This window comes from Cupriavidus pauculus, from assembly GCF_008801835.1.
GTDB lineage: Bacteria > Pseudomonadota > Gammaproteobacteria > Burkholderiales > Burkholderiaceae > Cupriavidus > Cupriavidus pauculus.
On sequence record NZ_VZOW01000043.1, the window covers coordinates 1 to 15,192 of the forward strand.

The 15,192-nt window shown below is 58.3% G+C and carries 19 protein-coding genes; 7 read left to right on the top strand and 12 right to left on the bottom strand.

From position 1 onward, the window contains the following. Nucleotides 1-210: 210 nt before the first annotated feature. Nucleotides 211-1,389, top strand: coding sequence for a site-specific integrase (locus tag F7R19_RS26425; RefSeq protein WP_170292658.1), 1,179 nt, complete (start codon nucleotides 211-213; stop codon nucleotides 1,387-1,389). 126 nt (nucleotides 1,390-1,515) lie between these two features. Here F7R19_RS26425 and F7R19_RS26430 read toward each other — a convergent pair whose 3' ends face one another. The 7 genes from F7R19_RS26430 to F7R19_RS26460 all read right to left on the bottom strand — a co-directional run bounded on the left by F7R19_RS26430 (nucleotide 1,516) and on the right by F7R19_RS26460 (nucleotide 5,178). Next, nucleotides 1,516-1,848: a hypothetical protein gene (locus F7R19_RS26430; RefSeq protein ID WP_150982545.1), complete on the bottom strand. Its 333-nt coding sequence runs from the start codon at nucleotides 1,846-1,848 to the stop codon at nucleotides 1,516-1,518. A 9-nt stretch (nucleotides 1,849-1,857) separates the two neighbouring features. Next, nucleotides 1,858-2,169, bottom strand: coding sequence for a hypothetical protein (locus F7R19_RS26435; protein WP_150982546.1), 312 nt, complete (start codon nucleotides 2,167-2,169; stop codon nucleotides 1,858-1,860). A 37-nt stretch (nucleotides 2,170-2,206) separates the two neighbouring features. Further along, nucleotides 2,207-2,617: a hypothetical protein gene (locus F7R19_RS26440; RefSeq protein WP_150982547.1), complete on the bottom strand. Its 411-nt coding sequence runs from the start codon at nucleotides 2,615-2,617 to the stop codon at nucleotides 2,207-2,209. A 172-nt stretch (nucleotides 2,618-2,789) separates the two neighbouring features. After that, on the bottom strand, nucleotides 2,790-2,969 hold the full coding sequence (locus F7R19_RS26445; RefSeq protein WP_150982548.1) for a hypothetical protein: 180 nt from the start codon (nucleotides 2,967-2,969) through the stop codon (nucleotides 2,790-2,792). Between the two features lie 302 nt (nucleotides 2,970-3,271). Further along, complete coding sequence (locus F7R19_RS26450) at nucleotides 3,272-4,216, bottom strand: replication initiation factor domain-containing protein (RefSeq protein ID WP_150982549.1); 945 nt, start codon at nucleotides 4,214-4,216, stop codon at nucleotides 3,272-3,274. A gap of 57 nt (nucleotides 4,217-4,273) precedes the next feature. Further along, the gene (locus F7R19_RS26455) at nucleotides 4,274-4,702 is read right to left on the bottom strand and encodes a hypothetical protein (protein ID WP_150982550.1); all 429 of its coding nucleotides are present in this window, start codon (nucleotides 4,700-4,702) and stop codon (nucleotides 4,274-4,276) included. A gap of 5 nt (nucleotides 4,703-4,707) precedes the next feature. After that, entirely contained in the window at nucleotides 4,708-5,178 is a 471-nt protein-coding gene (locus F7R19_RS26460; RefSeq protein WP_150982551.1) for a hypothetical protein, read from the bottom strand. Nucleotides 5,179-5,300: 122 nt separating this feature from the next. On the opposite strand from F7R19_RS26460, the gene F7R19_RS26465 reads away from it, so the two are divergent. Next, nucleotides 5,301-5,963 carry a recombinase family protein gene (locus tag F7R19_RS26465; RefSeq protein WP_150982552.1) on the top strand — a complete coding sequence of 221 codons (663 nt, stop codon included), beginning with the start codon at nucleotides 5,301-5,303 and terminating at the stop codon, nucleotides 5,961-5,963. A gap of 126 nt (nucleotides 5,964-6,089) precedes the next feature. Here the strand turns inward: F7R19_RS26465 and F7R19_RS26470 are convergent, their stop codons facing one another. Then, entirely contained in the window at nucleotides 6,090-7,439 is a 1,350-nt protein-coding gene (locus tag F7R19_RS26470; RefSeq protein WP_223505831.1) for a reverse transcriptase domain-containing protein, read from the bottom strand. 49 nt (nucleotides 7,440-7,488) lie between these two features. After that, nucleotides 7,489-8,136, bottom strand: a complete 648-nt coding sequence (locus F7R19_RS26475; protein ID WP_170292659.1) for an SLATT domain-containing protein — start codon at nucleotides 8,134-8,136, stop codon at nucleotides 7,489-7,491. 430 nt (nucleotides 8,137-8,566) lie between these two features. Here F7R19_RS26475 and trmB point away from each other — a divergent pair, with 430 nt between their 5' ends. Further along, nucleotides 8,567-9,325, top strand: a complete 759-nt coding sequence (trmB, locus tag F7R19_RS26480) for a tRNA (guanosine(46)-N7)-methyltransferase TrmB (RefSeq protein ID WP_150982555.1) — start codon at nucleotides 8,567-8,569, stop codon at nucleotides 9,323-9,325. Between the two features lie 48 nt (nucleotides 9,326-9,373). Here trmB and F7R19_RS26485 read toward each other — a convergent pair whose 3' ends face one another. From F7R19_RS26485 to F7R19_RS30320, 3 genes are all read right to left on the bottom strand, one after another. Continuing rightward, nucleotides 9,374-10,255, bottom strand: a complete 882-nt coding sequence (locus F7R19_RS26485) for an undecaprenyl-diphosphate phosphatase (protein WP_061952572.1) — start codon at nucleotides 10,253-10,255, stop codon at nucleotides 9,374-9,376. A gap of 85 nt (nucleotides 10,256-10,340) precedes the next feature. Beyond that, on the bottom strand, nucleotides 10,341-10,907 hold the full coding sequence (locus F7R19_RS26490; RefSeq protein WP_150982556.1) for a DUF1439 domain-containing protein: 567 nt from the start codon (nucleotides 10,905-10,907) through the stop codon (nucleotides 10,341-10,343). Between the two features lie 44 nt (nucleotides 10,908-10,951). Then, nucleotides 10,952-11,230: a hypothetical protein gene (locus tag F7R19_RS30320; protein ID WP_061952576.1), complete on the bottom strand. Its 279-nt coding sequence runs from the start codon at nucleotides 11,228-11,230 to the stop codon at nucleotides 10,952-10,954. 230 nt (nucleotides 11,231-11,460) lie between these two features. On the opposite strand from F7R19_RS30320, the gene F7R19_RS26500 reads away from it, so the two are divergent. From F7R19_RS26500 to F7R19_RS26515, 4 genes are all read left to right on the top strand, one after another. Next, nucleotides 11,461-12,234 carry a TetR/AcrR family transcriptional regulator gene (locus F7R19_RS26500; RefSeq protein ID WP_061952578.1) on the top strand — a complete coding sequence of 258 codons (774 nt, stop codon included), beginning with the start codon at nucleotides 11,461-11,463 and terminating at the stop codon, nucleotides 12,232-12,234. Nucleotides 12,235-12,485: 251 nt separating this feature from the next. Continuing rightward, entirely contained in the window at nucleotides 12,486-13,139 is a 654-nt protein-coding gene (locus tag F7R19_RS26505) for a protein-L-isoaspartate O-methyltransferase family protein (RefSeq protein ID WP_061952580.1), read from the top strand. 13 nt (nucleotides 13,140-13,152) lie between these two features. Then, the gene (locus F7R19_RS26510) at nucleotides 13,153-13,476 is read left to right on the top strand and encodes a rhodanese-like domain-containing protein (RefSeq protein WP_150982557.1); all 324 of its coding nucleotides are present in this window, start codon (nucleotides 13,153-13,155) and stop codon (nucleotides 13,474-13,476) included. A gap of 241 nt (nucleotides 13,477-13,717) precedes the next feature. Next, nucleotides 13,718-15,184 (top strand): TolC family outer membrane protein, encoded by a 1,467-nt coding sequence (locus F7R19_RS26515; protein WP_150982558.1) that lies wholly within the window; start codon nucleotides 13,718-13,720, stop codon nucleotides 15,182-15,184. The last annotated feature ends 8 nt before the right edge of the window (nucleotides 15,185-15,192 follow it).

Consider the following 15,192-nt stretch of genomic DNA (forward strand, 5'->3'; position numbering starts at 1 on the left):
ACGACGGCGCTCCGGCTCGGTCAGAATTTCGATGGGTTCCACGTAATGACTAGGCTTACTGATAGGCACAAGACTATCCCTTATTTTAAGAGAGTCCTTGTGTCCTCAGATACGTGGGGCCGCTCCAATGTGACACCCGAGATGCTACGGGATGCCAGAGAGTCCGTTGAGAAGGCGAAGGCTGGCCCGCCGCGCCATAAGTATGCGAGCATGAAGGCAAGCGAACTTGTTGCCGCGTTCATGAAAGCGAAGCGGGACGACTGGAAAGACGACCACCGCCGAAAGATGGAAACGGAACTGGGTGCGTTCGTTGAGTTGATGGGCGACCCCGCGCTAGGGGAGTTAGACCGTCCCGCCATCGACCGATACCGCGACCTGCTGCGACAGTTGCCGGCGAACACTTACCTGGCACGCCGCAGGTTAGGAACGCACCTCTCGCTGCATGAATTGGCGGGGCAGGTTGCAAGTAAAGGCATGCCAACCATGGCCGCGACTACGGTTGATGCTTACGTGCGGCGGCTATCCGAAATGTTCGGCTGGGCCGTGAAGTGCGACTACCTGACGAAGAACCCCGCGCTCGCCGCCGCACCGAAGCGGAAGACAACACGCGAGCAAGACGAGCGCGATGCGTTCACACCCGACGACCTAGCGCAAATTTTCGGTGCAGACTGGTATAAGACGGGGCGCGGGAGCCTGACCACCACTGGGAAGTATCAGACCTTCCAGCCGCACTATTACTGGCTGCCGCTTCTTGGCCTCTACACGGGCGCGCGCATCAACGAGTTGTGCCAGCTTTACCTTGACGACGTGCGAGTGAGCGATGCCGGTGTTTGGTATCTGGATTTCAATCTGGATGGCGCTGACAAGTTGGATGCCGACGAGGCAAGCGACAAGTCTCTCAAAACGGTAAATTCGAAGCGCCAAGTCCCACTGCATAGCGCCTTGTTGGAGCTTGGCTTTGTGCAATATGTCCAGGCGCTGCAGACCACTGAACACAAGCGCCTGTTCCCAGAATTAAAGCTGAGTAAGCAACGGGGCTATGGCAAGGCCGCGACCAGTTGGTTCAACGAGAGATACTTGGGCGAACGCCTGGGTATGAAACGTGACGGGCGGAAGGTCTTCCACTCGTTCCGCCATACTTTGCTCACTGGAATGTATGCACTCCAACTGTCCGAGAAGACAGTTAATCAACTTTCCGGCCATGCTCGCGGCGCAACTATGTCCAGCACCCGCTACGGGAAGGACCAGCCCGCCGACGACTTGAAGCCCTATATTGATCGCCTGACGTTTAAAGGCCTCCCTGAGATTGCACCATTCGATGTAGCGGCAGGTTTGAACGCGCTTAAAGATGCGTTGGGGCGGAAGGTGAATGTGGGCGGCCACTTATGATTTCTCAATGCATCCCAGTGTCGCGGAACAGGCAGAATAACTAGCTACTACCTCTTAGAACTACGACACCAGACCGGGCCCGGCCATGTTTATACTGCCAGGGGCCGAGACCCGATCCGTCGATCCTTAGAGCTTGTTTTGCCCCAGTGCATTGTGGATAGCCGCGTTTAGCATGTTCTTCGTTCGGTCCAAGAATGTTGGAGCGACGAGGCTGCCATTCCCGACCTTCTTCAATTCCAGATAGTAAGTCGTTGCCGCCCAAGCCACGCTGCAAACAATGCCACCTGGCTGGCGGCCGCGGACCCAAATGCGCCCGAATTTGTCCCGTTCAACCGTGTGGATAGGTAGCGAGAACTCTGAGTGAAGAGCGGTGAGGCAAATTTGTTGACCGTCCGCCGTCTCCAGGCAGTGCTTAATTTCATCGACTAGCGACTGATAGTCGTTGTATTCGTTCTTCACAGTCATCTCTTATACTGACGCGGGCGATGCCGCAGTGAACTGGATTTCGTAGCCTTGCTTGTGGCCCACAAATACGTCGAAGATCCAGCCATTCACCTGCCAGGGAAACTGCACGTTATCCAATCGGTCGCCTGAGCCTTGATAGCACGACAGCCAGATCAGGCCTTCCTGGTCAAAATGGACGCCTGTGAGGAAGTAGGACATCGTTTTGTCCTTAGTGCTGATGGCGCGAATGCTGCAGTTTGGCGTGCCAAGCTGCATTTCCCTTAGGCGGCGCTTGAGCGAAGAATAGAGCGCGGAATTGACGTCCCTCAGACCCATACGGGCTCCTTATAGAAGGGTTGTGAATATGCCTGCATCAGGCGCAGGCAGTCGAATCGTTGATCGCCTTGAGCACCGTGTCGATGCGATCCTTCCACATCGAGCTGCCGTAGTAGCTGTAGCCCTTGAAGTCGATGGCGCTGGCACCCATCGCCTGGATGTCGACGACCATGTAGACCGAGCGCATCTGAGGACCGAAGGCCGTCTCAGAGATCGTGATCTTGGTGCGATCAGGCGACAGCACCACGTTGCCCACTGGCTGGCATTCCCCAGCATAGGCAGCGATGTTGGCGTAGGCCTGGTCGATCGACTTCTGGATGCGCTGCTCCCGCCGCAGGTTCTCAGGCTGACGCACGTCGGCATTGGTCGTTGTGGTGAAGGCAGGCGCGCAAGCCGACAACCCGATGACCAAAGGCACAGCACCAAAACACAAGCTCAAACGTTTCATCAGAATCCTTCTATAAGGTTTCGTCAAAAAACCTGCCCGTTAATGATTGGTGTGGATTCGCGGAAGTCGTTTTTTTCTAAGACTCCTGCCCTGTCCAACCTGGCAACGTAAGTCATTGATGACTTACTGTAAGACGGAAAGGCAAGGCACCAGCCTTCCCTTTCCGCCCTACTTACATGCCTTCGCTGATGCAGGCGTTTCCGTAGCCGCGACCGTCAACCATCATGACGAACCGGCGACCGGCAGCAGTGATGCCTACATTGATGATGGCGTGGGAAATGCGGATGGGTTCTTCTACAAGATCGGCGTCTTCCAGATAGTCAGCGGCTTGCTCGATGGTCAGTTGTTGCATTGATTTCTCCTTACCAGGGGTGAGGGCGGCGAAAGTCCCGCCGCCCTCATGCGGGTGAGATTGGTTGCTTTGGCAATGTAGTGCGTTGCCTTAGACGTTGCGCTGAGTCTAACGCTCATACATAGAGAAGCCATTCTCAGTGCCGTGCGCATCGCGGTCAACTCGCGATGCTCGCTTCCCTACCATCGCAGGGGGAGATTGGACATGGTATGAGCGGCATGTGGTTGGCATTGCTAGTTGATAGTTATTAGGTTTCTCCCCGCAAACCCTTATGGGTTCGTGAATGCACCCGGATTTTTTGTTCATTTTTGTGCGAAGAACAGGCCGGACAGGCCCAAGAGCGAACGGCGCACCTTGCGGTTCAAGTCATGGTCCGCTACCACGTGGCTAGATTGCTTCCGGTCTACCAGCTTGCGAGGCAGGTCCTTTTGCCGGTCCCGACGATATGCACGCCAACCCAACGGCCAGCTAGTAACGCTTCCATTGTGGCTTTCCCAGAGGTCGCGCACTGCACAGGCGGCAAACGGGTTCATGCCCTCTACGATCTGGTCTAGTGGCTTGATGTCGCCAAAGCGCAAGTATTCCGACAGGTCTTCGAATCGGTAGCCGTTCAGGGAAGCAAGGTCGGTAAGGCCGCACGCAGCCAGCCTCGCGCCTTGCATGGTAAATTCCGCCCTAGCCCGCTGTTCACTGCTCGGGAGCGACGCGCCGCCCTTGTCTGTGCGCTTGAAGTAGACTTGCCAATAAAGGTCGTCGCCCTTGTTTCCAATGCGCAGGTTCAATGCGGGGTCTAGCTCGGCTGGCCCAAGATACAGGTTTCGCCGTGTGGCGGGGTCATACTGGCGCGGATTGCCACGTGCAATGATTGACGCCTGCAACTGCTTGGTAAGGTCGATGAGGGCCGGCGCCCCCTTCTGCTCCCTCGCGTAGAAGTCCACCGCAATCTCAATGGCATGAAGCTGCGGCTGAGCGACTAAGGGCTTAGCTTGCGCCAGCGCAGCCATGATGCGGTCAAGTTCGGCGTAGCTGTTGGCAGGCCCATCATGAAGACGAATTCGAAACACGCAGGTCACCCCACCCGGCCCTGCATTGACCGGCTCTACCCAAATTTCATTTGCCTTATCAGGTAGGTCGAGAATGCGCCGCAGGTCTTGCTGTATCCATTGATGCTGGGTGGGCGCTGCTGTCGTGATTTCGACTTCGATCCAGTCGACGACAGCTTTAGCTTTGAAGGCACTATAATCCATCAGACGTTCATTTAGCCGCCACAGGTCTACGCCTGTTGGCGGTTTTTTGTTTGTTGGTCAGTGTCTGGCCCACATTGCAACATCGTGCCGCGACTCTTGCTGCCAAGTTGGCAACGCCTTCGCCACAATCGCACTTGGCAACGCAGGGGTTCCCGGCGTGGTCAGCGCCCACACCTTCTTCACCTTCCAGAACCGCATGTCAGCAGGGTCAAGCTCGACCGTCTTGGCCTGTAGCCCAATTCCTGGCCTCGCATCGGGACGCTTGGCCCTCACTTCGGCGACGAAAATCAGAATGTCAGCCTTCGTGTAGCCAGGACGCCAAGCAAGGCCATCGTGATACCGGCAGGCAGGGACCAGCCGAAGCCCTTCAATGCTGGTCTTACCCCGACGCATGTCCGCGAGGCAGTCATCCCATGCGACGATGGGACCAAGGAGGCGGCGCAGGGCATATGCAACTTCAGAACTAGGCAGAACAAGGGCGCGCATGCCTGTCACCTCTTCACAGGAGAGGCGAAGGCCATATGCAAGCCTTCCCGGAGACCGTTGCGAATCCAAACACAGTCCTGGCCTGCATCATCCACACCGAACCCTACAGCGAACCCGCCGAAGTCAGACCAGCCCTCAACGGTGGCGGCGTTCAGAATCTCGTCTAGCTGCTTGTCATTGAGCATTCCACTGTTGCGCATGAGCGTGTGGCGTTCCATCACCTCCAGTTGTGCACCACGGTCATCGGGAAACAGAGCATGCTGCACGAGCGCCGACATTGCGGCCTCTCGAATTGAGGCGGTCAGGTTAGAGCCGTCATCAGCGGCGTCAACGACCGCCCTGCACCACTCCTGCCAACTCTTCGCCGTGCGTTGCGCTAGCCAGTCAATTGCCCGCCACGTTGGGGTATCAAGTTTCACCGGCATGCGCCTCCCATCGCCCAGCGGAAGCATGCGTCCGACCACATCAACCATCATTCACTCCCTCAAGTATGCCGTTCACCACATCGTATCAATCGATTCACTTGCTTACTATAAGGTTCGAATATATATTTGTCATATCTAAACGGTCATTTAGATACGATAAATTAGAGGAAAGCATGCGACAGGCGGTCATCTATCGACGGGTTAGCACCAGTGAGCAAGGCAAGAGTGGGCTTGGCCTTGAGGGTCAGGCCGAAGCAATCGCCCGATTCTGCGCCGCAGAGGGTTTTGAGGCCATTGAGGGGTTCCAAGACGTGGCGAGCGGCAAGCTGCCCATAGAAGCCCGCCCCGGTCTGGCCGCCGCGCTCGATAAGGCCCGCAAGCTACGTTGCCCCATCATCGTCAGTAAGCTGGACCGTCTAAGCCGTGACGTAGCATTCATTAGCGGCCTGATGGCACGTAATGTGCCGTTCATCGTGGCGGAGCTTGGCGCAGATACGGATCCCTTCGTGCTGCATCTGTATGCTGCCCTTTCAGAGAAGGAGCGCCGCATGATAGGCGACCGAACTAGAAGCGCCCTAGCTGCAAAGAAGGCCGCTGGCGCCACGCTAGGAAACCGCACTAACCTCGCCGAAGCCCGAACAAGAGCAAGCGAAGCGAAGAGAGCACTCGCTGCCGCTTTCGCCGCTCGCGTGCGGCCCGAAATTGAGCGCATGCGGGAGGCAGGCGCTAGCCTAAGCAAGATTGCCGACCGGTTGAATGAACTGCAAGTGCCGACGTCCCGTAGCGGCACCTGGACAGCAACCACCGTCAAGCGCGTGCTAATGGCGGCCACGTGATTAGAAAGTGCGTTGACGCCGCGCTAAAGCGACCCGCATACAACAGGAGGTCTAAGTGAGTGTTATTCACACCAACCATATCCACCGTTTGCAACGCTACCTTCAGCCGATCACAGTGATGAGGGGCTAGCTTATATCCTGAATATCGTGTTCCAGCTCTCGGGTGGCCCGCCGTATCCGAACAGCAAATTCCCTTGCCACGTCAGCATCGGACCAATATTCGAGATTCAAAACACCAAAATACTGGGACAAAATCCGGCGTTGCTCATCGATAGACGTCGTGTCAAAATTTGGAATATATCGCATATCGGAGACCCCCCTTCGCTTTGCTTCGAAGTAGGTTCTCACGAAAGTCTTCACGGTGACATCTGCCGGCAGATGAAATCGCTTCAGAAGATTCTTTACAGTTTGATCCAACCTCCACAATTGATCTAAATTTGACTCATCAATTTGTGAAAAATAAAATATCCACCCTTTTCTGGCGCCCTCGAAAATACACCCCGTAATTCGTAAATTTAGCCGCCACAGAAGAATATTTCTCGCAACACGCAATTTCAGATCACGCCCCTGCTGATCAAGAGGCTGCGCCATTATTCCCGCCACCTTATACTTATAAGTGGTGAATATATCGGCCAACGAATCTTCCAGACGCTTTACTGATTCACTTTTCGCAAGACATCTTCCGTTACGGAATTGATACCCCAGGAACGAAAAATCTTCGGATATCTCGCCACAAATGGTCTTTCCCCCAGCCGATGAAAGCTCATGAGCAGATAGCCCGTGATTCTTTTGTAGATCCACTCGCATTTCCTCTACGAGATGGCTCGCATCGCCCTTCGCCAACAACAAAACATCGTCAACGTAACGAAAATACCGAATTTCTGGCCTAGACGCATATCTCCCGTCAAACGCGGAAAGATATACCTCCGCCAAGATGTTGGAAATCGATAATCCTTGCGGCACACCTGACGAAGCCGGGTTCGCCGTCCTAGTTGGATGCGGAACAGTCGGCGTTTCCAACGCGGCCGATATCAAATCAAGCAAATCCTTCTTTCGCATCCGCCGCCGCAAACGCGTTAGCAATAGGTGGTGTTGAATCGACGGGTAAAATTCCTTAATGTCCAACTTCGCAAAATGCGAATACTCCCCACTTTCAATCGCACCTTTGATGCCAAAGATTACGGCCTGAGGGATTTTTTGTGAGACATCAGTCTCGAAGACGGCCCGCAAGACGTTGCAGAGCGCGCGCAGCACAACTCTATCGCGGAAAGTCGGGATAGAGATAACCCGAGGAGGCTTTTTCGCGCCCTTTGAAATAAGCTTCTCTTTGTATTGAGAAAATCTATAAGACCCATCACGAGCCTTCCTATAGATAACATCGATATGGCGATCTAAGTCTCTTTCAAATTGATTGCGCCCTAGTCTGTCAATGCCTATTGCACTCGTTTCGGCAATGTGCTCTCGGTAGATAATCAACAAATTATCCCGACTAAACTCACGCTTGAATACCTCTGACGCTGTCATATTATTTTTTGACGCACATCAAATAAATCATTACAACTATCGGCGACAAATACAAAAGCGCCAGAAATACATGTCGACCAATAGCATGCAAGCTTACATAGATATTTTCCCACGCAGTAGGGATGCGAGAAGTCAGACCATTATTTGCAAAACGAGCACGCCTATCATCAATGGTTGCATGATTTTCGCACACAGCAAGTAGCGACTGATATTCGACCTGAACCGCCTCAACCGTCTCAAGCAAGCGCCTTTCATCAACGTAACATCGAGCCACAGTAATCCGATCAAGCAGACCCTGTAGTTGTGTATAGCACTCTCTAAATCTCTGCGCCCTTGCCAGAAATCCACGTGCAGTCAAATGAAATGACAAACCGAACAATGCAACGGAAAGGATTAATCCAAATACCGCGCCTTGATCATCGGTAATTGGTTTAAATTTCATCAATATTGCCGACAACGCAATACTATAGATGGTATATAGAATGAGCAATAACTGAGAATGGTGCTCGTTTCGAAGCAACCGCTTTTCAGATTGAATACGCGCACTGCGGGTAAACCAAATCCGGTCGTATAAGCTGTTGGCAGCAGAGGCAACTGAGGCGGATGATAAGGCGGAGGGTTGTGGAGTAGCCGAGGAAGGGGATGTCACGAGATTTATGCAAGGTTAATTTCCCCTCGCGATAAGAGCTTGGGGACAGGTCATATGACCCACCAATGAAGCCGGCGATTTAATACGTTCACCTCTTGCGGAGGTTCTGGTTTCCCAGCGTGGCACCCCCTCCGACCCGAGACTATACAGAATTGTGACTTGCATGGCGCGAGTCCACCCGTCGGAGGGGCCCATAGGGCCTGTCCCGATCTGTCCGTGCCCGAAATCGCGTTTTGATCTGCTACACTCCTACGGTTTCCTGCTACGCAGAGTTCAATGCTCAACTCTAGTAGCTTTGTTATCAAATACTTACGTGCCGTGATGTGGGTCCGTTCGATTCCCATCGCCCGCTCCACTTCTTATCTGACAAGCCGCCTCAGGCCCCCGGTCGATGCAAGATCGGCGATCCGCCCGGCGGTTTTTTGTTGCCATGCTTCCCCAAGACACCCAAACCGATACGCTGCCCGGTGACGACGCTGCCGCCGCCGCCCCCAAACCCGGCGAAGATGTTGCGCATCCGCGCCGCGTCCGCTCGTTTGTGAGGCGGGCTGGGCGTACGTCGACCGGGCAGCAACGCGCCATTGACGATCTGGGGCCGCGCTTTATCGTTCCCTACAAGCACGAGCCGCTCGATTGGACCGCAACGTTCGGGCGCGAAGCGCCGGCCATTCTGGAAATCGGATTTGGCATGGGCGAAACCACGGCCCATATCGCCGGCATTCGTCCGCAGGACAATTTCCTTGGCTGTGAAGTGCATGAGCCCGGCGTTGGCGCGCTGCTCAAATTGATCGGCGAGCGGGATTTGCAGAATGTGCGAATCATGAATCACGACGCCGTCGAGGTGATCGCACACATGCTGACCGAGCAATCGCTCGATGGCGTGCACATCTTCTTTCCCGACCCGTGGCACAAGAAGCGCCATAACAAGCGTCGCCTGGTGCAGCCACCGCTGATCAAGCTGCTGGCCAGCCGGCTGAAAAGCGGCGGCTATATTCATTGCGCAACCGATTGGGAAGAATATGCGCACCAGATGGTCGACGTCCTGGCAGGCGAAGCGACGCTGGAAAACACCACGCAGAAGGAAGACGGATTTTCGGAACGTCCGGACTATCGGCCGGTGACCAAATTCGAGAAGCGCGGCTTGCGCCTCGGTCATGGCGTGTGGGACGTGGTGTTCCGCAAGAAATAAGAACAAGGGGCTGCATCTGCAGCCCCTTTCTCGTTCAACCCAGCGCTTTTACGCGTGCCAGGAAATGATCCCGCTCCACGCGGTCAGCAGCACGATGAGCCCGAAGGCAATCCGATACCATGCGAACGGCTTGAAATCGTGGGTGGCCACGAAACGCAGCAGCCAGCGCACGCACAGGAATGCGGACAGGAACGCAAAGACAAAACCGATGCCGAAAATGCCGAGGTCGTCGGCCGATAACAGTGCGCGCGCCTTGTAGAGTTCGTAGACCGTCGCACCGAAAATCACCGGGATAGCGAGGAAAAACGAGAATTCCGTCGCCACCTGACGCGACAGGCCAAACAGCATGCCGCCGATAATCGTCGCCCCCGAACGCGAGGTGCCCGGCACCAGCGCGAAACACTGCGCAAGACCAACCTTCACGGCATCGCGCCAGTTCAGATCGTCAATCGACTCGATGCGCGGCGCGCCGGCCTTGGCGGCCTCCAGCAACGCGTTGCCTTGCGGATGCGACACCGTGCCGCGCCGCCCTTCCCGCCATTCGGCCCACAGAATCACCACGCCACCGATGATGAAAGCGAGCGCGACGGTTATCGGGTTGAACAGATGCGCCTTGATCCATTTGCCGAACACCAGCGCCAAAACGATGGCCGGCACCGTGGCGACAATGACGTTCACGGCAAAACGCTGTGCCTTGGCATCCGACGCGATGCCACTTATCACTGCGCCGATACGGCGGCGAAATTCCCAGCACACCGCCAGGATCGCGCCGAACTGAATCACGATCTCGAAAATCTTGCCTTTCTCGTCGTTGAAATCGAGCAGTTGCCCCGCAAGGATCAAGTGGCCGGTGCTGGAAATAGGCAGGAATTCCGTCAGACCTTCGACGATGCCGAGAATGACGGCTTTAAGAGCGAGTGCAATATCCATGAGGACTCGAAAAAGTGGGTGCAAGAGCGGCAATCAACCATCCGCCCGCGATGCGCAGGCGCACCGCATTATTGTTGCTCTGAATTTACGGCCGATTAATCTTGACGTTGATACCGTCAGGCAGGACCGTGATTGTACCGGGCTCGACCGCCGTGCCGGCCATGCGCAGTTCGTCGGGCTTGAACGTATATAGCGGATAGCCTTGCAGCAACTGCTCGGACAGGATGCCGCCCAGCGCATTCAACTGGCGCGAAAACTGACTTGGCAAACCCTGCACGTCGAACTGGCGGACTTCGGGATCCTGCAGGACCAGCGAGCGCGTCGGTGAGTCATACCGCAGCGCGCTGTCCAGGGCGAAGCGCCCCGTCAGCGGCTGCCGGAAAAAGAGCCGATTATCGATGGTTGCGTCGAACGTCACGGTAATCCGATTGCGCGCGGCATCCAGCGCCAGCTGGGGATTGGCGAGATGGATATCGAACAGCTCCATATAGCGCTTGCTGAAGGGAAACTTGCGCTGCAAGGCCGACTGCAACTGACTCTCCGAGAACGTATATTCGCTGCGCCATGCGCCGCATCCCGCCAGCCAGCCCGTGGTTGCGAGCGCTGCCATGCCTGCGGCCGCCAGCCAGCGCCTGCGCGTTATCGCCATCATTGATCCTTCTCCATCATCTGGCACAAGGCCGCAAGCCTTGCGCGTCATTGCGTGGGGGCCGTTGCCATTTCCAGGCGCGTCAGCCATGCCAGGGCGGCCTCGCGCGAATCGCCGCACATTTCGGTCGAGGGGCGCAGCCCGCCGCAAAATCCCGGCCGGGCGGCCGTCCCAAACACCGCGCAGCGCATGTCGGGCAACAGTTGGGCGCAACGCTCGCCCGCCGGCTTCCCTTCGGGCATGCCCGGGAGCGGCGAGTTGATCGAGGGCGCGATGCAGCACGCACCGCAACCCGCGCGGCAGGTTGGTTGAGACTGGCAGGACATGGTGAAGGTTCAGCGGCAGATGCCGTCAATATCGAGGCCGAAAGCGAGCCGTTGGAGCCCGCCATTGTGCCCGACGCGATCCGTCACACTTGCAACATTTGGAAAAAGCGTCGTATTGTCCATTTCGGACGACCATCGCGCCAACTTGACCGCGCAACTTCGGTCCTCTACATTACTGACCGACAAGTTATTAATAGTCAGCGCGCCGCCGGCGCACCACTGTCCCGCCCGTGACTTCAGTTTTGCCAAAGAAAGACACCGATGCGCGCCGCTGGACGCGGCGCAAGGCCGCGCGGCCCCAGGAACTGGTAGCCGCCGCGCTGGAGCTTTTTGTCGAACGCGGCTATGCAGCCACGCGGCTCGAAGATGTCGCCGCCGCCGCCGGGGTGTCCAAAGGCACCGTGTACCTCTATTTCGCCAACAAGGAAGAGCTGTTCAAGACCGTGGTGCGCGAAAACATGGTGCCCGCGGTGGTCAAGGGTACCGATCTGGTCGAAACTTTCGAGGGCTCCACGCCGGAACTGCTGCGGGAGCTGCTACTGGGATGGTGGGGACTGATCGGCGCCACCCGCGTGGCGGGCCTGACCAAGCTCATCATTGCCGAATCCGGCAATTTTCCCGATATCGCGCAGTTTTATCAGGACGAAGTGATGGGGCCCGGCGATGAACTGTTCGCCAAGGTGCTGGCGCGAGGGGTCGCGCGCGGAGAATTCCGCAATGCGCCGACCAATCCCACCACCACGCTGATCTGTGCGCCGCTGGTCTTTTTGATGCTGTGGCGCAGCGCCTTCGCTCAGGTGAACGTTGCGGTGATCGATCCCGCGGCATTTGTCGATCAATTGATCCAGGTGCTGCTGTTCGGCCTGACCGCGGGCCCGGCGCGCGATACGCCGCTGCCGCCGCCGGACGGCCCCTTTGTCTGGGAACGGATCCGCGACGAATTGCTGGCCGAGCGCGCAGCCGCGCAATCCGACAAGGACGCCGGGCAGGAGCGGGGGACATGAATATTTCCCGCGCGCCTCGGCGGCCGCGCTGCGACGACGCAACAGTGCCGGTCGACATCCCGGCGGCAATCGTTTGTAAACGGTGCAACGGTGTCGCCGGAGGTAAAATAGCGGGCTTTTGCGTAACTTCCCGGCGGGCGCCAACGCCAGCCCGGGAGTGGCGCGGCCGGCATCAATCGAAACAACAGCGCTGACGGCGGGGCATCCGCATCCGGCAGCGCACCCCGCAAGTATCTGGAAGGAAAGGCAAGATGGATCTCGAAAAAGCCCGATTCAACATGATCGAACAGCAAATCCGCCCATGGGACGTGCTGGACCAGGAAATCCTGGACCTGCTGGCCGTGGTCAAGCGCGAGCAGTTCGTGCCGCAGGCATATGCCGCGCTGGCGTTCGTTGACATGGAGATCCCGCTGCCCGCCGGCGAAAACATGATGCCGCCGCGCGTCGAGGCCCGCATCCTGCAGGACCTGAACGTGCGCAAGCATGAAAATGTGCTGGAAATCGGCGCGGGTTCGGGCTACATGGCCGCGCTGCTGGCCAATCGCGGCCGCCACGTGCTGACCGTCGACATCCATCCGGAACTGGTGGCGCTGGCACGCAAGAATCTGGCCGACGCCGGCATTTCGAATGTCGATGTCGCCGAGGGCAACGCCGCCGACGGCTGGGCCGAAGCCGCGCCGTACGACGTGATCTGCATTTCGGCATCGGTGCCGGAAATTCCGCAGTCGATCCTGTCGCAGTTGAAGGTGGGCGGTCGCATTGCCGCCATCGTCGGCACCGCGCCGGTGATGGAAGCCCGCATCGTGACGCGCGTGTCGGACGCCGAATACCAGGTGGTGAACCTGTTCGAGACGCTGGCCAAGCCGCTGCAAGGCGCCGCCCAGCCGTCACGCTTCAAGTTCTGATACGGAGCCAGCCATGCAGGTGATTTCCGCCCCCGAACTCGCACAATGGCTGGCCGATGACGGCCGCGCCAAACCGGTATTGCTGGATGTCCGTGAAGACCTGGAGATCCAGACCGCCGCGATGCCCGGCATCACGCATATTCCAATGGGTCAGATCCCCGCGCGCTTGAATGACATCGACGAGAACGCAGAGATCGTCTGCATCTGTCACCACGGCGCGCGCAGCATGCAGGTGGCAAGCTTCCTGGAGCGCCAGGGCTATGCCAAGGTCTACAACCTGACCGGCGGCATTCATGCCTGGTCGACTCAGGTGGATCCGTCCGTCCCGCAGTACTAGCAGTTCCTGGCAGATCGATGCCGGCGCCGGCGGCGCCGCTGCGGCAACCGTTGTCATGCCCGTAGCGCTGCGCCCGCCGACGCCGCGTCGCGCCGGCTGGCCACCGTCCGCCAGCAGCAAAGCAGCCCCCGCAGCTTCCGCCGAGTAGTCGTCGTAGTCGCCGTACCTCATCCTTGCCGTAGTACACCCGTCGCACTAACCGAAGTTGGCCGCGCGCGCCGCTGGCCGAGCTGGAGAAGTCATGAGTTTTGCGCTTTCCGCCGTGCCCCGTGCGGCCAGGAAACCCCTGGTACTCGCGGCCGCCCTGCTCGCCTGGCTGCATATGCCCGCCGCGGCGGCGGCCGATTTGCTGCAGGTGTATCGCGACGCGCAAGCCAATGACGCCCAGTTCGCCAGCGCCCGTGCGCAATTGCTGGCCACGCGCGAGAAACTGCCGCAGGGCCGCGCGGGCTTGTTGCCGCAGGTTCTGGGCACCGCCGGCGCCCAGCGAACGATGGCCGACTACAGTTCGCCGGTCGACACCACGCGCTACTTCAACGCCAATGCCTGGGCACTGCAGCTGACGCAACCGCTGTTCCGCTGGGATCGGTGGGAAACGTACAAGCAGGGCGAACTGGCATCGCTGGCCGGCGAAGTCACGTTCCAGCAAGCCCAGCTCGACCTGATCACGCGCGCGTCGCAGGCGTACTTCGATGTGCTCGCCGCACAGGACAACCTCTATCTGGCAGGCGCGCAGAAAAAGGCCATCGGCGAACAACTGGAACAGGCCAAGCGCAATTTCGAAGTCGGCACTGCCACGATCACCGACGCCAACGATGCACAGGCGCGCTACGATCTGGCCACGTCCACGGAAATCGCGGCGCAAAGCGCGCTGGAAGTCGCGCGCGCCACGCTGCAGCAGATCACCGGCAAGCCCGTCGACGAGCTGATGGGCCTGCGCCCTGAAGCCGCGATTCCCGGCCCGATGCCGGCAGACGTCAATGCCTGGGCGTCGCAGGCCGAGCAGACCAATCCGCAGGTTGGCATCGCCGGCTACAACCTCGAAACGGCCCAGCGCGAAACCAACAAGGCCAAGGCCGGCCACCTGCCCTCCGTGGATCTGGTGGCGTCCTACGGATACACCAACGCCCAGGGCACGGCCACACAGCTCAGCAATGTCGGCAGTCGCTACAACTCCGGCGTGGTCGGCGTGCAGCTGAGCATCCCGCTTTACGCCGGCGGCCAGATCCAGTCACGGGTGCGCGAGACGCTTGCACTGGCCGACAAGGCCGCCAGCGACCTCGAATTCGCGCGCCGCACCGCGGCACAGCAGGCGAGGCAGACCTATTCCGGCGTATTCAACGGCCTGGCGCAAGTCAAGGCCCTGGAAGCGGCGGAACGCTCCGCACAAAGCGCCGTGGAATCGAACCAGCTTGGCTACGAAGTGGGCGTGCGCATCAACATCGACGTGCTGAACGCCGAAGCGCAACTGTTCTCCACACGCCGCGACCTTGCCAAGGCCCGCTACGACACGATCATGAACGGCCTGCGGCTCAAGGCATCGACGGGCGTGCTGTCGGAAGAGGATGTGGTGCGGATCAATACCCTGCTGACGCAGGCGCCGGGGGCGATGTATAGATTGCCGGGGAAGGGGAAGGTGGGGGTGGCCGGCGCCGGCGCGGTGCGCCGGGAGCGCAGCCGACGCGAAGGCGCTTTGCCGCAAAGCTAGCGCCCCGC

Coding starts and splice junctions, on each gene's coding strand:
- F7R19_RS26425 (WP_170292658.1), top strand. CDS start 211: ATGAAGGCAAGCGAACTTGTTGCCGCGTTCATGAAAGCGAAGCGGGAC.
- F7R19_RS26435 (WP_150982546.1), bottom strand. CDS start 2,169: ATGGGTCTGAGGGACGTCAATTCCGCGCTCTATTCTTCGCTCAAGCGC.
- F7R19_RS26440 (WP_150982547.1), bottom strand. CDS start 2,617: ATGAAACGTTTGAGCTTGTGTTTTGGTGCTGTGCCTTTGGTCATCGGG.
- F7R19_RS26445 (WP_150982548.1), bottom strand. CDS start 2,969: ATGCAACAACTGACCATCGAGCAAGCCGCTGACTATCTGGAAGACGCC.
- F7R19_RS26450 (WP_150982549.1), bottom strand. CDS start 4,216: ATGGATTATAGTGCCTTCAAAGCTAAAGCTGTCGTCGACTGGATCGAA.
- F7R19_RS26455 (WP_150982550.1), bottom strand. CDS start 4,702: ATGCGCGCCCTTGTTCTGCCTAGTTCTGAAGTTGCATATGCCCTGCGC.
- F7R19_RS26460 (WP_150982551.1), bottom strand. CDS start 5,178: ATGATGGTTGATGTGGTCGGACGCATGCTTCCGCTGGGCGATGGGAGG.
- F7R19_RS26465 (WP_150982552.1), top strand. CDS start 5,301: ATGCGACAGGCGGTCATCTATCGACGGGTTAGCACCAGTGAGCAAGGC.
- trmB (WP_150982555.1), top strand. CDS start 8,567: ATGCTTCCCCAAGACACCCAAACCGATACGCTGCCCGGTGACGACGCT.
- F7R19_RS26485 (WP_061952572.1), bottom strand. CDS start 10,255: ATGGATATTGCACTCGCTCTTAAAGCCGTCATTCTCGGCATCGTCGAA.
- F7R19_RS26490 (WP_150982556.1), bottom strand. CDS start 10,907: ATGATGGCGATAACGCGCAGGCGCTGGCTGGCGGCCGCAGGCATGGCA.
- F7R19_RS30320 (WP_061952576.1), bottom strand. CDS start 11,230: ATGTCCTGCCAGTCTCAACCAACCTGCCGCGCGGGTTGCGGTGCGTGC.
- F7R19_RS26505 (WP_061952580.1), top strand. CDS start 12,486: ATGGATCTCGAAAAAGCCCGATTCAACATGATCGAACAGCAAATCCGC.
- F7R19_RS26510 (WP_150982557.1), top strand. CDS start 13,153: ATGCAGGTGATTTCCGCCCCCGAACTCGCACAATGGCTGGCCGATGAC.
- F7R19_RS26515 (WP_150982558.1), top strand. CDS start 13,718: ATGAGTTTTGCGCTTTCCGCCGTGCCCCGTGCGGCCAGGAAACCCCTG.